The 14,776-nt window shown below is 74.1% G+C and carries 10 protein-coding genes, 1 rRNA gene and 2 pseudogenes; 6 read left to right on the top strand and 7 right to left on the bottom strand.

Annotated features, from left to right (window positions below; translation table 11 throughout):
• Positions 1–11: 11 nt before the first annotated feature.
• Both ABZ449_RS15840 and raiA read right to left on the bottom strand, forming a co-directional pair.
• Positions 12–674, bottom strand: a pseudogene (locus tag ABZ449_RS15840) (response regulator transcription factor); the annotation flags it as partial.
• Between the two features lie 323 nt (positions 675–997).
• On the bottom strand, positions 998–1,693 hold the full coding sequence (gene raiA / locus ABZ449_RS15835) for a ribosome-associated translation inhibitor RaiA (RefSeq protein WP_360345830.1): 696 nt from the start codon (positions 1,691–1,693) through the stop codon (positions 998–1,000).
• A gap of 370 nt (positions 1,694–2,063) precedes the next feature.
• On the opposite strand from raiA, the gene ABZ449_RS15830 reads away from it, so the two are divergent.
• Positions 2,064–2,792, top strand: coding sequence for a ComF family protein (locus ABZ449_RS15830; RefSeq protein ID WP_360345828.1), 729 nt, complete (start codon positions 2,064–2,066; stop codon positions 2,790–2,792).
• Between the two features lie 68 nt (positions 2,793–2,860).
• Here ABZ449_RS15830 and ABZ449_RS15825 read toward each other — a convergent pair whose 3' ends face one another.
• From ABZ449_RS15825 to mtrA, 3 genes are all read right to left on the bottom strand, one after another.
• Positions 2,861–4,753, bottom strand: coding sequence for an LpqB family beta-propeller domain-containing protein (locus ABZ449_RS15825; protein WP_360345826.1), 1,893 nt, complete (start codon positions 4,751–4,753; stop codon positions 2,861–2,863).
• Complete coding sequence (gene mtrB, locus ABZ449_RS15820; protein WP_360345970.1) at positions 4,728–6,764, bottom strand: MtrAB system histidine kinase MtrB; 2,037 nt, start codon at positions 6,762–6,764, stop codon at positions 4,728–4,730. The genes ABZ449_RS15825 and mtrB overlap by 26 nt, the downstream gene beginning before the upstream one ends.
• Positions 6,765–6,834: 70 nt before the next feature.
• Positions 6,835–7,512, bottom strand: a complete 678-nt coding sequence (mtrA, locus tag ABZ449_RS15815) for an MtrAB system response regulator MtrA (RefSeq protein WP_030247322.1) — start codon at positions 7,510–7,512, stop codon at positions 6,835–6,837.
• Positions 7,513–7,821: 309 nt separating this feature from the next.
• Here mtrA and ABZ449_RS15810 point away from each other — a divergent pair, with 309 nt between their 5' ends.
• From ABZ449_RS15810 to ABZ449_RS15790, 5 genes are all read left to right on the top strand, one after another.
• Positions 7,822–9,021, top strand: coding sequence for a hypothetical protein (locus ABZ449_RS15810; RefSeq protein WP_360345824.1), 1,200 nt, complete (start codon positions 7,822–7,824; stop codon positions 9,019–9,021).
• A gap of 5 nt (positions 9,022–9,026) precedes the next feature.
• The gene (locus ABZ449_RS15805; protein ID WP_360345822.1) at positions 9,027–9,728 is read left to right on the top strand and encodes a DUF4129 domain-containing protein; all 702 of its coding nucleotides are present in this window, start codon (positions 9,027–9,029) and stop codon (positions 9,726–9,728) included.
• Entirely contained in the window at positions 9,725–10,951 is a 1,227-nt protein-coding gene (locus ABZ449_RS15800) for a DUF4350 domain-containing protein (RefSeq protein ID WP_360345820.1), read from the top strand. Before ABZ449_RS15805 ends, ABZ449_RS15800 begins: the two co-directional genes overlap by 4 nt.
• A gap of 59 nt (positions 10,952–11,010) precedes the next feature.
• Positions 11,011–11,958 (top strand): MoxR family ATPase, encoded by a 948-nt coding sequence (locus ABZ449_RS15795; protein WP_360345968.1) that lies wholly within the window; start codon positions 11,011–11,013, stop codon positions 11,956–11,958.
• 139 nt (positions 11,959–12,097) lie between these two features.
• A complete protein-coding gene (locus ABZ449_RS15790) occupies positions 12,098–13,408 on the top strand; it encodes a DUF58 domain-containing protein (RefSeq protein WP_360345818.1) in 1,311 nt (436 codons plus the stop codon).
• A 26-nt stretch (positions 13,409–13,434) separates the two neighbouring features.
• Here the strand turns inward: ABZ449_RS15790 and ABZ449_RS15785 are convergent.
• Together ABZ449_RS15785 and rrf are read right to left on the bottom strand one after the other, a co-directional pair.
• A pseudogene (locus tag ABZ449_RS15785) lies at positions 13,435–14,341 on the bottom strand (DUF6596 domain-containing protein); the annotation flags it as partial.
• A 143-nt stretch (positions 14,342–14,484) separates the two neighbouring features.
• A 5S ribosomal RNA gene (gene rrf, locus ABZ449_RS15780) occupies positions 14,485–14,601 on the bottom strand.
• Between the last annotated feature and the right edge of the window lie 175 nt (positions 14,602–14,776).

Raw genomic sequence — 14,776 nt, 5'->3', positions numbered from 1 at the left:
CCCCGCCCGGTTCACCCTATTTCGAGGATCTTCTCCCGCATCGCGTACACCACGGCCTCCATCCTGGAGTGCAGCTGGAGCTTCTCCAGGATGTTGCGCACGTGGTTCTTCACGGTGTTCTCGCTGATGAACAGCTCCTTGGCGATCTCCCGGTTGTTCATCCCGGTGGCCACCAGCTTGAGCACCTCCAGCTCCCGGTCGGTGAGCCGGGGCGCGGGCACCAGGTCCCGGTCGTCGGAGCGCCGCTGGATCATCGACTTGAACTCGGTGAGCAGCTTGGACGCCATCGAGGGGCTGATCTGCGACTGCCCGTCGGCGACGGCGCGGATCGCGGTGGCGACCTCGTCGGTGGAGATCTCCTTGAGCAGGTAGCCGGTGGCCCCCGCCTTGATCGCCTCGTAGAGGTCGGCCTCCTCGTCGCTTATCGTCAGCATGATGATCTTGGTGCTGGGCGCCACGTCCTTGATCGCCGTGCAGGCCTCGATCCCGCTGCGGCGCGGCATCCGGACGTCCATGAGGATGATGTCGGGCAGCAGGTCGGCGGCCTTCAGCACGGCCTCCGCCCCGTCGCCCGCCTCGCCGACGACCTTGATGTCCGGTTCCTCCGCGAGGACGATCTCCAGCCCGCGGCGGAACAGCGCGTGGTCGTCCACCACCAGGACGCGGATCGGCTCACTCCGGCGCGGCCCGTACGCGGACTCCTCGTCCGCCCCCAACGGCAGCCCTGGCCCGACCCCGGGCCCCAGCCCGAAGTGATCCCCCATCCGCTCCTCCCCCTTCGCGGGTCGTCGTGCGCCAATCATTCCACGCCCCGCACCCGCCACGGTCACCCTCCGGTGCCGATCGCCCCGCATCGGGTGACCCCTCCCGCCGGGCACCCCGAACCGCCGGGCGCCCCGAACCGCCGGACCCACCCGGAGCGCCGCACGCGCCCCGAACGCCGGTGACCCCGGCGGCCACGGCCGCCGGGGTCACCCCTCCATCGCTGCTGGGACGGTCAGTCCTCGTCGTCGGACCCGCCGATCGCGCCGCCCGCCCCGCCGCCCGGCCCTGCCGCGAGGTCGGTCTGCAGGTGGATGACGCCGTAGTGGTAACCGTGCCGACGGTAGACCACGCTCGGCAGGCCGCTGTCCTTCTCCACGAAGAGGTAGAAGTCGTGGCCGACCAGCTCCATCTCGTAGAGCGCCTGGTCCAGCGCCATGGGGGCGGCCGGGTGCGTCTTCTCCCGGACTACCAGCGGGCCTTCGCCCTCCACTTCCAGGGATCCCATCATGGTCTTGCGGACGGCGCCGTTCGTCTCGCCCTCCGGCGCCGTCGTGTCCGGGAGCGCGGCCAGGGCCGCGGTCGCCTCGGCGACGCTGATCGGGGTGCGGCCGTTCGCGCCGCCCTTGTGCACCCGACGCCGGTCCGCGGACTTGCGCAGCTGCGCGTCGAGCTTCGCCGAGGCCAGGTCGAGCGCCGCGTACGGGTCCCCGGCGGCGGCTTCGGCCCGGATCACGGGGCCGCGGCTGCGGAGAGTGATCTCCACCCGATCGGAGCGGTCGGCCTGCCGCGGATTGTGCTCCTTGGACACCTCGACGTCGAGGCTGATGGCCTTGGCGTCGAACTTCTGGACCTTCTCCAGCTTCTCGGCCACGTGCTCGCGGAACCTCTTGGGCACCTCGGTCTTGCGGCCCTTGACGACGATGTCCACGCAGAACTCCGATCCCTCGTGCTGACGCCGATCCGGGTGCTACCGGACCGGACTGAGACCCAGCTGGACCAGCCCATCCACTGCCGGCCCCCCGCCCCCCGCCGCCAGCGGCGGGAAACGACTGGCCCTCACCTCACTTCCTCCCCACCAGGGACGTTTGAAACCCCCTGGGCCTTATCGAACACCTCACACGGGATTTTCGCCTCCCCAGGCGGCAAGGAGGGTATGACCCGATACTGCGGTCGGGCGGTCAAGCTGGTGCACCCTGTCTACCCTCTCGTGGGTGAAGTAAGGGTAAATAGCTGGACAACGCCCCCCATACGGCGGATTCTGTGCTGACTCTCCGTGCCTGCCGCCGCCAGGAGCAGCCGTGCCGCCGTCCTCCTCCGCCACCCGTCCGACGTCCGTCCAAGGGCCGTTCGGCCACGCACTGACCGGACTGCTGGACGTCCTGCTGCCCGTCGACTGCGCGGGCTGCGGCAGCGAGCGCGCCCAGCTCTGCCCGGCCTGCCGGCACGTGCTGGCCACCGCCCGGCCCGCCCCCACCCTGCTGCCCTGGACGCACGCCGCCGCGCCGTACACCGATCCGGTCCGGCAGTTGCTGCTCGCCCACAAGGAGCGCGGCGCGCTGCGGCTGGCCGGGCCGCTCGGCGAGGCCCTCGGCCGGGCGGTGCGCTCCGCCCTGGGGGCACGGGCCGGTGCCGCGCCGCTGCTGCTGGTCCCGATGCCCTCCACGCGCTCGGCCGTCCGCGCCCGCGGGCACGATCCGACGCTGCGGCTGGCCGGGGCGGCCGCCCGCTCACTGCGCCGGGCCGGCCTGGACGTCCGGGCCGTGCCACTGCTGCGGCACGCCCGGCCGGTCGCCGACCAGGCCGGACTGAACGCGGCCGAGCGGCGCCGCAACCTGCACGGCGCGCTCACCGTGCTGCCGCGTGCCCGGACCGGGCGGACGGGCCTGGCGGGCCGTCACCCGGTGCTGGTGGACGACCTGGTCACCACCGGGGCCAGCCTCGCCGAGGCCGCCCGGGCGCTGGCCGACGCCGGCCTGCCGGCCCGGGCCGGTGCCACGGTCGCGGCCACGGTGCACCCGGCCGGCTGACCGCCGCCGCCACCGCGAGGGCCCGCGCGGCGGGCGCCGGGAAGGCCCGCGCCCGCCCGGACGCGCCGTCAGCCCGCGTAGAAGAAGGACTTGGGCTTGTCGATCAGCGAGGCTTCCCGCCACTGGTGGTTGACCAGGCGGAAGGCCTTGATCTCGCTCGGCTTGCCGTCCGCCTGCTTGACCTCGCCCATCGCGAGCACCGGTGGCGCCTGGGTCAGGCTGTCCCCCCGGGACTCCGAGGCCGCGACGGTCGTCATGCTCTCGGCGCTCTGCAACTGGGTGTCCGTGCTCTGCGAGCCGTCGGTGCTGATGAAGTACAGCTGCTGGGTCCGGTCGGCCTCCTTGCCGAGCACCAGCAGCTGGTCGGTCTCCGCCCAGGACACCGAGGCGACGTCGGTGAGCGTGGCAGCGGCCTGGTGCACTCCGTTGATCGTCACGGTGGGCGCCTGCGGCGTGCCGCCGTGCACCACCCGTCCGAACTTCAGCGAGCTGGCGGCCACCCCCGGCGACTTGACCACCAGGGCGACCCGGACACCGTCCGAGGAGATCTTCAGCGCGTGCACGCTCTGCCCGGGCAGCAGCCCCTCGACCGACACGGGGTACGGCTTGGCGCCGCGCACCATCATCACCCGCGGGCTCTGCTTGTTGCGGTCCACCACCCAGAGGTCGCCGCGGCCGTCCCAGCTGGGCGAGGCGAAGCCGTCCTCCTTGTCGCCGCCCTTGGCCGGCGAGCTGAGCACCGGCTCGCCCATGGCCACCGCGCTGTCCGCGATCGGCACCGAGTAGACCTGGTGCCCGTCCTCGCTGATCGCCGCGGCCTGGGTGCCGCTGCGGCTGACCGCGACGGCGCCGAGCGGCGGCTTGGTGTTCGACTGCGGCTTGCCGAGGACGCCGCGGACCGGATCGCCCGGGCGCCCCTCGTCGGTCGACACCAGGGCACCGTCGGCGCGCTGGTAGTACTGCGTCGGGGGCGTCGGCCCGGCCAGCGCGCCGGGGCCGGTGGGCGGCTCGTCGCCGCGGCCCACGGTGCAGGAACCGCGCTGCCCCTTCAGCTCCAGCCGCTCGACCTGGCCCTTGCCCTGGTCGGCGAGGGTGTAGAAGAGCTGGGTCGCCATCCGCCGGCAGGCCATCGGCTCGCCGAGGTCGGCCCCGCCGAGCTGCACATGGGCGACCCTGCTGTCGTCGATCGCCACCCGCTCGGCCCTGGCGCCGCCCGGGAACGCCGTCCGGACCACCGGCGAGAGCCACGTCGAGGGCCCGTCGGCCACCGCCTGGGCCGCCGAGGTCAGCGGGTCTATCCGGCGTCGCAGGTAGATCGGGTCGGCCACCAGCACCTCCTGGCCGACGTTCCCGGAGGCCACCGCCGACGGGTCGGGCGCGGTGTAGAAGAACCGCTCGACCTGCCGGAAGCTGTTCCGGAAGTTGGTCTCGTTCATGATCACCTCGGGCGGCAGCTTGTCGATCCGCCACTCGTCCTTCTCCCGGACGAAGGTGAAGTCGGAGGAGACGTTGTTCTGCCCGAAGACCAGCTTGAACGAGTGCTTCTCGTCGACGGAGGCGACCCACTGCCCGCTCACCGGCACCGTGACCGTGGTGTCCGCGTCGGTGACGTCCTGGCCGCTCGGGATGGTCGTGGACGAGTACACCCGGATCCCCGACTCCGGCTTCCACTCCGCGGCGGCACTCTCGGTGAGGTACTTGCGCGCGGTGTCGTACCCCTCGTCGGCGGTCACCGCGTCCAGGAACCCGGTCAGCAGCTCGCGCGGCTTGGCGCCCCGGCTGGGCGCCACCGGGTAGACCCGGGCCTGCAGGTTCTTGTCGGCCGCGCCCTGGGACAGCTCGACCCTGGTGATGCCGCCGGAGTCCGGCATGGCCGCGCAGCCGCTCGCCACCAGGGCGCCGAGCAGCGTGCCGACCACCGCGAGGAGCCGCGGCTCAGTCCTGTTGCTCGTCCCTCGCACGCTGCGACCCCTCCGCGTCCGTCGTCCCGCCTGTCACGTCCGGCTCCGCCGTCCGCTGTGCCACCGACGGCCGTCCGGGCGTCGGGTCCACCATGACCTGGGCGCCGGTGGTCCCGTACCCGGCGGCCGTCCACACGCCCGAGGGGTCCGCGCGCGGCCCCTCGGGAAGCCGGCGCCGGCCCAGCCCGGGGCCGATGTTCAGCACCCCGCCCAGCCCGCTGCCGAGGCTGTTGCCCACCGCCTCCGGCGTCTCCGCCTGGTCGTCGACGGCGGCCGTCGCCGTCGACCCGGCCGGGCTGATCGCCCGCCGGTACGGCGTGCCCTGCGCCCCCAGTCCCCGGTTGTTGCGGGAGTCCTCCGGCTCCAGCCGGAACGGCGCCCGGGTGATCTCCCCGCCGCGGGTGCGCGGCAGGGTGAGCCGGAAGTGCGAGCCGCCGCCGGGCTCGCCCCAGGCCTGGAGCCAGCCGCCGTGCAGATGGGCGTCCTCGACCGCGATGGACAGGCCCAGCCCGGTGCCGCCGGTGGTCCGCACCCGGGACGGGTCGGCCCGCCAGAAGCGGTGGAACACCCGGGACGCCTCGCCCGGCTTGAGGCCGATGCCGTAGTCGCGCACGCCGACCGCGACCGCGCCGTCCGCGGAGCCCAGCCGGACCACCACGTCACGGCCCTCGCCGTGCTCCAGGGCGTTGACCACCAGGTTGCGCAGGATGCGCTCGATCCGGCGGGAGTCCACCTCGGCCAGCACCGGCTCGCCGTCACCTCGGATCACCACGGCACTGCCCTTGGCCTCGGCGAGCGGTTCGGCGGCCTCGACCACCCGGGCGACGATCTCGCGCAGGTCGACCGGCTCGGCGTCCAGGATCGCGGCGCCGGCGTCGAAGCGGCTGATCTCCAGCAGGTCCGCGAGCAGCGACTCGAAGCGGTCCAGCTGGCCCTGGAGCAGCTCCGCCGAGCGGGCCGCCATCGGGTCCAGGTCCTCGCGGCTGTCGTAGATGAGGTCGGCGGCCATCCGGACCGTGGTCAGCGGGGTGCGCAGCTCGTGCGAAACGTCCGAGACGAACCGGCGCTGCACCCGGGACAGCTCCTCCAGCTGCCGGATCTGCGCCTGGAGGGCGTTGGCCATCCGGTTGAAGGACTCGCCGAGGCGGGCGATGTCGTCCGTCCCGGTGACCTTCATCCGCTCCTCGAGGTGGCCGTCGGCGAGCCGCTCGGAGATCCCGGCGGCCATCCGCACCGGGGTGACCACCTGGCGCACCACGACCCAGGCGATGCCGCCCATGAGGATCACCACGAACACCCCGGCGGTCGCCAGGGTGCCGGTGACCAGGTTGAGGGTGTCGGTCTCCTGTCCGAAGGAGAACACGTAGAACATCTGGTACGGCGTGCCGGCCGGGCCGACGAACTGCATGCCGAGGGCCAGCCCGGGCTCGGACTTGACGCTGCTGCCGGGCGAGCGGTGGATCCGGGTCGGCTGGTCGAACATCTGGCCGGGCTCGGTGGCCAGCTTGGCCCGCAGGCTGTCCGGAATGCTGATCGGCTGGATGTCGCCCGAGTAGCGCGGCGCGAAGCCGGCGGTGTCGGGGACGACGGCGCCGGTGCCGGGGGCCATCGCGATCACCGAGTAGACGGTCTGCCCGCTCCCGGCCAGATCGTTGACCTGCCGCAGCAGCCAGGTGCCGGTCTCGTCGACGGTCGGGTCGGCGGTGCCCCGCAGCTTCTGGTCCCGGGCCTCGTCGATCTTCTTCTGCTCGACCTGGAAGCCGATCCGGGCCTGCGCGCGGGCGGCGTCCATCTTGGTGTCGAGCAGGCCGGTGCGCACCTGCGCCACGACGACCACGCCCAGCACCAGGACGACCGCGATGGACGCCAGCAGGGACACCGCGACCACGCGCAGCTGGATCGACCGGCGGTAGAGCGCGGCCACCCGGTGCACGGGACGCCGCAGCTGACGCTTCACCAGCGCGACCACGGCGGAAGGGCCGCGCCGGCGGCGGGTGGTCGAACTCAGCACGTCGCCGCGCACGGCCCCGGCCCCGTCGGTCGCGGAACCCGACGGGGTGTCGTCTGCCCGGTCCGTCACGTCAGCTGGGTCCGGCCTTGTATCCGACGCCGCGGACGGTCACCACGATCTCGGGGCGCTCCGGGTCCTTCTCGATCTTGGAACGCAGGCGCTGCACATGGACGTTGACCAGACGGGTGTCCGCCGCGTGGCGGTAGCCCCAGACCTGCTCCAGCAGCACCTCGCGGGTGAACACCTGCCAGGGCTTGCGGGCCAGCGCGACCAGCAGGTCGAACTCCAGCGGGGTCAGCGGGATGCCCCGGCCGTCCCGCTTCACCGAGTGGCCGGCCACGTCGATCACCAGGTCGCCGATGGTCAGCTGCTCGGGCGTGGGCTCCTCGGCCCGGCGCAGCCGGGCGCGCACCCGGGCCACCAGCTCCTTGGGCTTGAACGGCTTGGTGACGTAGTCGTCGGCGCCCGACTCCAGGCCCACCACCACGTCGACCGTGTCGGTCTTCGCGGTCAGCATCACGATCGGAATGCCCGACTCCGCCCGGATCTGCCGGCACACGTCGATGCCGTCCCGACCTGGCAGCATCAGGTCGAGCAGGACCAGGTCGGGCTTGGTCTCCCGGAACGCGGCTAGCGCCCTGTCCCCATCCGCGACGAAAAACGGCTCAAAACCCTCACCACGCAGCACGATGCCGAGCATCTCGGCCAGTGCGGAGTCGTCATCAACGACGAGGACGCGTCCCTTCATGCGTCCATCTTCTCATTACCGGATTGTGACCTGCCGCACAGCAGTGCCAATGCTCCAGAACGGCCAACTCCCCCACCGGTGCATTTCGGCCATACCGGGCGAATGTGCCCGCCGGAACCGCCTCCGGACCGCCTCCGGCCCCTTTCCGGACCCGCCGCGGACCACCCCCCGACCCACCGCGCAGGACCGTTGTCGATCAGCAACCGGATCGCCATGGGGCCGGTTTCCGGCCCCATGGCACGATGGGCGCTGCGCGCGGGCGGAAGATCCGTTCGCAGTCGCGCCCGTGACGCCCTCCGAGGAGCAGTGATGACCGACACCCCGGGCTGGGCCTCGCCCAGCTCGTCCGAGCCGCCCCGCGACGACGCCCGGCCCCCGGCCGACGCGCCCGCCGCCGTGCCCGGGCCGTCGGCACCACCGCAGGCCGCCCCCGGCCTGCCCGGCCCGGCCGGCGACAGCCGGAACGGACAGCCGTGGGGGCAGCAATGGGGACAGCAGTGGGGGCAGCAGCCCCCCGGCGGCCACCGCCCGTACGGCTGGGGCACCCCCGCGAGCCCCAAGCCGGGCGTCATCCCGCTGCGCCCGCTGAGCTTCGGCGAACTGCTGGACGGTGCCGTCACCACCGTCCGCCGGCACTGGCGCACCGTGCTCTCGCTCTCACTCGGCCTCGCCGTGGTCTCCCAGGCCGGCTCCGTCCTGGTCGACCTGCTGGTCAAGGGGAAGACCGGCGACTCCACCCAGACCCTGCGGATGCTGGCCGGGATGCCGCTGGAGCTGCTGCTCAACGTGTTCGCCACCGCGCTGCTCACCATCGTGGTCAGCCGCGCCGTCCTCGGCCGGTCCGTGACCGCCGGGGAGGCCTGGCGCGACGCCCGTCCCCGGCTGCTCCAGCTGCTCGGGCTGACCCTCCTCACGGCCCTGCTGGGCCCCGGTGTGATCCTGCTCGGCTTCGCCCCGCTGGCCGGCTACGGCCTCGCCGGCGGGGGCTCCGACGCCCTCGCCGGCCTGCTGAGCCTGCTCGGCCTGCTGACCGTTCCGGTCGCCCTCTGGCTGTGGATCCGCTTCAGCCTCGCCGCCCCGGCCCTGATGCTGGAGAAGCAGGGCGCGCTGACGGCGCTGTCGCGCTCGCGGCGCCTGGTCCGCGGCGCCTGGTGGCGGGTCCTCGGCATCACCGTGCTGAGCTACCTGCTGGCACTCCTCGTCGCGGTGGTCGTCGCCGTCCCGTTCCAGCTCCTCGGCGTGCTGCTGGGCTTCGAGAGCCTCGACGGCCAGGGCCTGCCCGACGCCGCCGACCGGGGCGTCGCCATGATCCTGCTGATGGCGGTCGCCGGGATCATCGCCGGCACCTTCACCACCCCGTTCATCGCCGCCGTCGGCGTGCTGGTCTACATCGACCAGCGGATCCGCCGCGAGGCCCTGGACATCGAGCTCGCCCGCGCGGCCGGCCTGCCCGAGCACGGCGGCAGCGGCTGGGGCGCCCAGGGCGACCCGACCTCGGCGAGGCGCTGAGCCGGATGCCGAACTGGGGGGAGAGGCTGCTCGCCGCCGGCGGCGCGCCGGTCACCGTGCCGCGCGACCCGGCGCGCGAGGCCGCCCGCGACGAACTGCTCGACGCGGAGTACCACAAGCACGACCCGTCCGTGCTGAAGCGGATCACGGACTGGATCTACGACCACATCGCCGGCGCGCTCGACAGCATCTCCGGCGGCGGCACCGACGGCACCACCGGCCTGATCCTCTTCGTGGTCGTCGCGGTGCTGATCGGCGCCGCGCTCTGGTGGCGCCTCGGCGCGCCCCGCCGCGCCGCCCGCACCGTCCAGGACGTGTACGGCGCCGAGGGCCCGCGCAGTGCCGACCAGTACCGGGCGGACGCCGCCGGGCACGCCGCCGCCGGACGCTGGACCGAAGCCGTCCGCGAGCAGATGCGCGCCCTGGTGCGCGCCCTGGAGGAGCGCACCCTGCTCGACACCCGCCCCGGCCGCACCGCCGACGAGGCCGCCACCGAGGCCGGCCGGGCCCTGCCCGAGCACGCCGCCGCCCTGGCCGCGGCCGCCCGGACCTTCGACGACATCGCGTACGGCGAGCGCACCGCCGACCAGGACGCCTACCGGCTGCTGCACGACCTCGACCGGACACTGGAGCGCACCCGCCCGGTCCTCGCACCCGACACCGCCGGCGCCCCCGTTCCGGCCCCGGCCCCGGGAGGCGCGGCATGACCGGTACCGTCCCCACGCCCCCGCCCGTCGCCCAGGCGCCCGCCACCGACGCCCCGACCAGCCTCGCCCCCACCACCCGCGGCCTCTGGCGCCGGGCCCGCTGGTACCTGGCCGTCCTCGCCGCCCTGCTGATCGGCGCCGCCGCCGTGTCCGCCCTCGGCCAGGACCGCCGCTTCCCCGCGCTGGACCCGCGCTCCTACGACCGCGACGGCGCCCACGCCGTCGTCGCCCTGCTCGAACGCCAAGGCCTCAAGGCCGAGTCGACCACCGACCCGACCACCGCCCCGGCCGGCCAGGACACCCTCGTGCTGCCCGAACCCGACCTGCTCAGCCCCGCCCAGCTGCGCGCCGTCGCCGCCGCCCGCCACCGGCGACTGGTGCTGGTCGCCCCCGGCCCGTCCGCGCTCACCGCGCTCGCCCCCGGCATCCGGCTGTCCGACGACGCGGGCGGACCGGCGTACGCCGCCCTCCGCTCCACCCCCGCGGACTGCACGCTCACCGAAGCCGTCCGGGCCGGCAGCGCCCAGCAGGGCGGCATGCTCTACACCAGCGGAAGCCGCGGCGAGGGCTGCTACTCACGCGGCCGCGGCTACCCGCTGGTCCGCCTCCCCGTCGGCGACGGCGACCGCGACGTCATCGTGCTCGGCAGCGGAACCTTCCTGCACAACCGTGAACTGGCCGAGGACGGCAACGCCTCCCTCGCCCTCGGCCTGCTCGGCTCGCAGCCCCGCCTCACCTGGCACCTGCCCGACTACTCCGTCCCGCTCCCCGACGACGCCCGCACCAAGACCTTCGGCGACTTCCTGCCGAGCGGCTGGCACTGGGCCGCCTACCAACTCGCCGTCGCCGCCGTGCTCGCCGCCCTCTGGCGCGGGCGCCGGCTCGGCCCGGTGGTCAGCGAGAACCTGCCCGTGGTGGTCCGCGCCGCCGAGACCACCGAGGGCCGCGCCCGCCTCTACCGGCGGGCCAGGGCCCGCGGCCGCGCCGCCGAGGCGCTGCGCGGCGCCACCGCCCACCGCCTCGCCCCCGCCCTGGGCGTCCCGCTCCGGGCCGGCGCACCCGACTCCGACGCACTCTGCGTCGCGGTGGCCGACCGGCTGCCCGGGCGGCCCGCCGGGGACGTCCGGGCCCTGCTGTACGGCCCGCCCCCGACCGACGACGCCGCACTGCTGCGGCTCGCCGACGACCTCGACGCCCTCGAAAGGCAGGTTCGGAACCCGTGACCGACCAGGCAACCGCCCAGCTCCGCTCCGTCCCCGGCACGGCACCCGCTACCCCCGCCATCGATCCGCGCGCCGCGCTGACCGCCCTGCGCGCCGAGATCGGCAAGGCCGTGGTCGGCCAGGACGCCGCCGTCACCGGCCTGGTCGTCGCCCTGCTCTGCGGCGGCCACGTGCTGCTGGAGGGCGTCCCCGGAGTCGCCAAGACCCTGCTGGTGCGCACCCTGTCCACCGCACTCAGCCTGGAGACCAAGCGCATCCAGTTCACCCCCGACCTGATGCCCGGCGACGTCACCGGCTCGCTCGTCTACGACGCCCGCACCGCCGAGTTCTCCTTCCAGCCGGGCCCGGTCTTCACCAACCTGCTGCTCGCCGACGAGATCAACCGCACGCCGCCGAAGACCCAGGCCGCCCTGCTGGAGGCCATGGAGGAGCGCCAGGTCACGGTGGACGGCGTGCCGCGCGCGCTGCCCGTCCCGTTCCTGGTCGCCGCGACCCAGAACCCGGTCGAGTACGAGGGCACCTACCCGCTGCCCGAGGCCCAGCTGGACCGCTTCCTGCTCAAGCTGGTCCTCCCGCTGCCCGACCGCGACCAGGAGTTCCAGGTGCTCTCCCGGCACGCCGCCGGCTTCGACCCGCGGGACCTCGGTGCGGCCGGCGTCCGCCCGGTCGCCGGGCCGGAGCACCTCGCCGCCGCCCGCGAGCAGATCGCCAAGCTGACCGTCTCCCCCGAGGTCCTCGCCTACATCGTCGACCTCTGCCGGGCCACCCGGCAGTCCCCGTCGCTGTCGATCGGGGTCTCCCCGCGCGGCGCCACCGCCCTGCTCGCCGCCTCCCGCGCCTGGGCCTGGCTGGCCGGCCGCGACTACGTCACCCCCGACGACGTCAAGGCGCTCGCCCTGCCCACCCTGCGGCACCGGGTCGCGCTGCGGGCCGAGGCCGAGATGGAGGGCGTCACCGCCGACTCCGTCATCCAGGCCGTCCTCACCCAGACGCCCGCACCCCGCTGACCCCGGCACGCCCCGCGCTCCGCACCACCCAGCACCACACCACCCGCACCGCCCAGCACCGCACCGCAGCACACCCGTACCGGCCCTCCCTCCGGCCCACGGGCTTCCGACTCACGGGCTTCTCGAAGGAGCGCACCGCATGGCCCTCACCGGGCGAACCGCCCTGCTCGCCGCACTCGGCGCGCTCGTCGTGGGCCTGCTGCTGCCGTCCTGGACCGGGATCGGCCTGGTCACCGGAGCGGTGCTGATCGCCGTCGCGGTCGACCTGGTGCTCGCCGCCCCCGTCCGCGGCCTGCGGTTCGGACGGAGCGGCGACACCACCGTGCGGCTCGGCGAGCCCGCCACGGTCGAACTGACCGTCACCAACCCGTCCGGCCGCCTGCTCCGCGGCCTCGTCCGCGACGCCTGGGCCCCGTCCGCCTGGCGCCCCGGCACCGCCGAAACCGCCTCCCGGCACACCCTGGCACTCCCCGGCGGCGAGCGCCGCCGGATCACCACCGTGCTCGCCCCCACCCGCCGCGGCGACCACCACGCCCACCGGGTGACGGTCCGCTCGCTCGGCCCGCTCGGCCTGGCCGGCCGCCAGGGCTCCCACCTCGTCCCCTGGACGGTCCGCGCGCTGCCCCCGTTCGCCAGCCGCAAGCACCTGCCCTCCCGGCTCGCCCGGCTGCGCGAACTCGACGGCCGCACCTCCGTGCTGACCCGCGGCCAGGGCACCGAGTTCGACTCCCTGCGCGAGTACCTGCCCGGCGACGACGTCCGCTCCATCGACTGGCGCGCCAGCGCCCGCCGCCACACCGTCGCCGTCCGCACCTGGCGCCCCGAACGCGACCGGCACATCCTCGTCGTCCTCGACACCGGCCGCACCTCGGCCGGCCGGGTCGGCGACGCACCCCGCCTGGACGCCGCCCTCGACGCCGCGCTGCTGCTCACCGCGCTCGCCACCCGGGCCGGCGACCGGGTCGACCTGCTCGCCCACGACTCCCGCAAGCGCGTCACGGTGGCCGGCAGCTCGGCCCACGAGGTCCTGCCCGCCTTCACCAACGCGATGGCCGGGCTGGAACCCGCCCTGCACGAGACCGACATGCGCTCGCTGGTCGCCACGGCGCTCAAGATGGCCCCGCAGCGCTCGCTGATCGTGCTGCTCACCGGCCTCGACGCGGCCCCGGTCGAAGACGGCCTGCTCCCGCTGCTGCCCATGCTCACCAAGCGCCACGAGGTCGTCCTCGCCTCCGTCGCCGACCCGCACCTGGACGTCCTCGCCGCCGGGCGGGGCACCCTGGAGGCGGTCTACGACGCGGCGGCCGCCGAGCAGACCCGCGCCGACCGCCGGGCCACCGCCGAGCGCCTCACCCGCCACGGCCTCACCGTCCTGGACGCCCCGCCCGCCCGGATCGCCCCGGCCCTGGCCGACACCTACCTGGCGCTGAAGGCCGCCGGCCGGCTCTGATCCCCTCCTCCCCTCCTGATGGCCGCTCAGTCGCTCCGACGTCCCCTCAGCTCTCCGTTGAGCCGGGCCGCCTGACGGGTCAGGTACTCGCGCTCGGCGAGGTTGGACGCCTTGAGCGCCGCCTCCGCGTACAGCCGGGCCGCCGTCGCCGTGTCCCCGTTCCGTGCGTGGAGGTACGCCGCCACCGCCGTGTACCGGGACAGTGCCTCGTCCAGCTCCGCGAGCGCCGCCAGCCCGGCGCGCGGACCGTCGGCCTCACCGACCGCCACCGCGCGATTGAGCCGCACCACCGGACTGGCGGTCAGCCGGACGAGTTCGTCGTACCACTCGACGATCTGCACCCAGTCCGTCTCCTCGGCGGCGAGCGCGTCGGCGTGCAGCGCCGCGACGGCCGCCTGGGCCTGGAACTCGCCCAGCCGGTCCCGGGCCAGGGCCCGCCGGAGGATCCCGATGCCCCTCGGCGATCAGCCGGGTGTCCCAGCGGGCGCGGTCCTGCTCCGCCAGCGGCACCAGCACACCGTCGGGCCCGGTCCGGCCGGCCCGCCGAGCGTGGTGCACCAGCATCAGGGCCAGCAGTCCCGCCACCTCGGGGTGGTCGATCACCGCCGCGAGCTGCCGGGTGAGCCGGATGGCCTCGGCCGCGAGGTCGACGTCCCCGGAGTAGCCCTCGTTGAAGACCAGGTAGAGCACCCGGAGCACGGTGGCGACGTCCCCGGGCTGATCGAACCCGACGGCCGAGACGGTCCGCTTGGCCCGGCTGATCCGCTGCGCCATCGTCGCCTCGGGCACCAGGTAGGCCCGGGCGATCTGGCGCGTGGTCAGCCCGCCCACGGCGCGCAGGGTCAGTGCGACCGCCGACGAGGGCCTCAACGACGGGTGGGCGCACAGGAAGTAGAGCTGGAGCGTGTCGTCCACGTCGGCCGCCGGCGCCGGCTCCGGGCACGGGTTCTCGACACGGCCGGCCGAGATTTTTTCAACCCACCTGCGGCCGGCCCGTCGGGCCGGGCTGGCCGATCTGGCCCGGAAACGCGAAGAACCCCCATCCGGAAACCGGATGGGGGTTCTTCTGAAGAATTGTTCGGCGGCGTCCTACTCTCCCACAGGGTCCCCCCTGCAGTACCATCGGCGCTGTGAGGCTTAGCTTCCGGGTTCGGAATGTAACCGGGCGTTTCCCTCACGCTATGACCACCGAAACACTATGAAACTGTCAACCGCACACCCGACAGGATTCGGGCGGGTCGTTGTTTCAGAACAACACAGTGGACGCGAGCAACTGAGGACAAGCCCTCGGCCTATTAGTACCGGTCAACTCCACCCCTCACAGGGCTTCCATATCCGGCCTATCAACCCAGTCGTCTACTGGGAGCC

The organism is Kitasatospora sp. NPDC005856 (assembly GCF_040629945.1).
In the GTDB taxonomy this organism is placed as follows: domain Bacteria; phylum Actinomycetota; class Actinomycetes; order Streptomycetales; family Streptomycetaceae; genus Kitasatospora.
The sequence above is the reverse complement of the archived record's forward strand: the minus strand, read 5'-3'. Positions and strand labels throughout refer to the sequence as shown.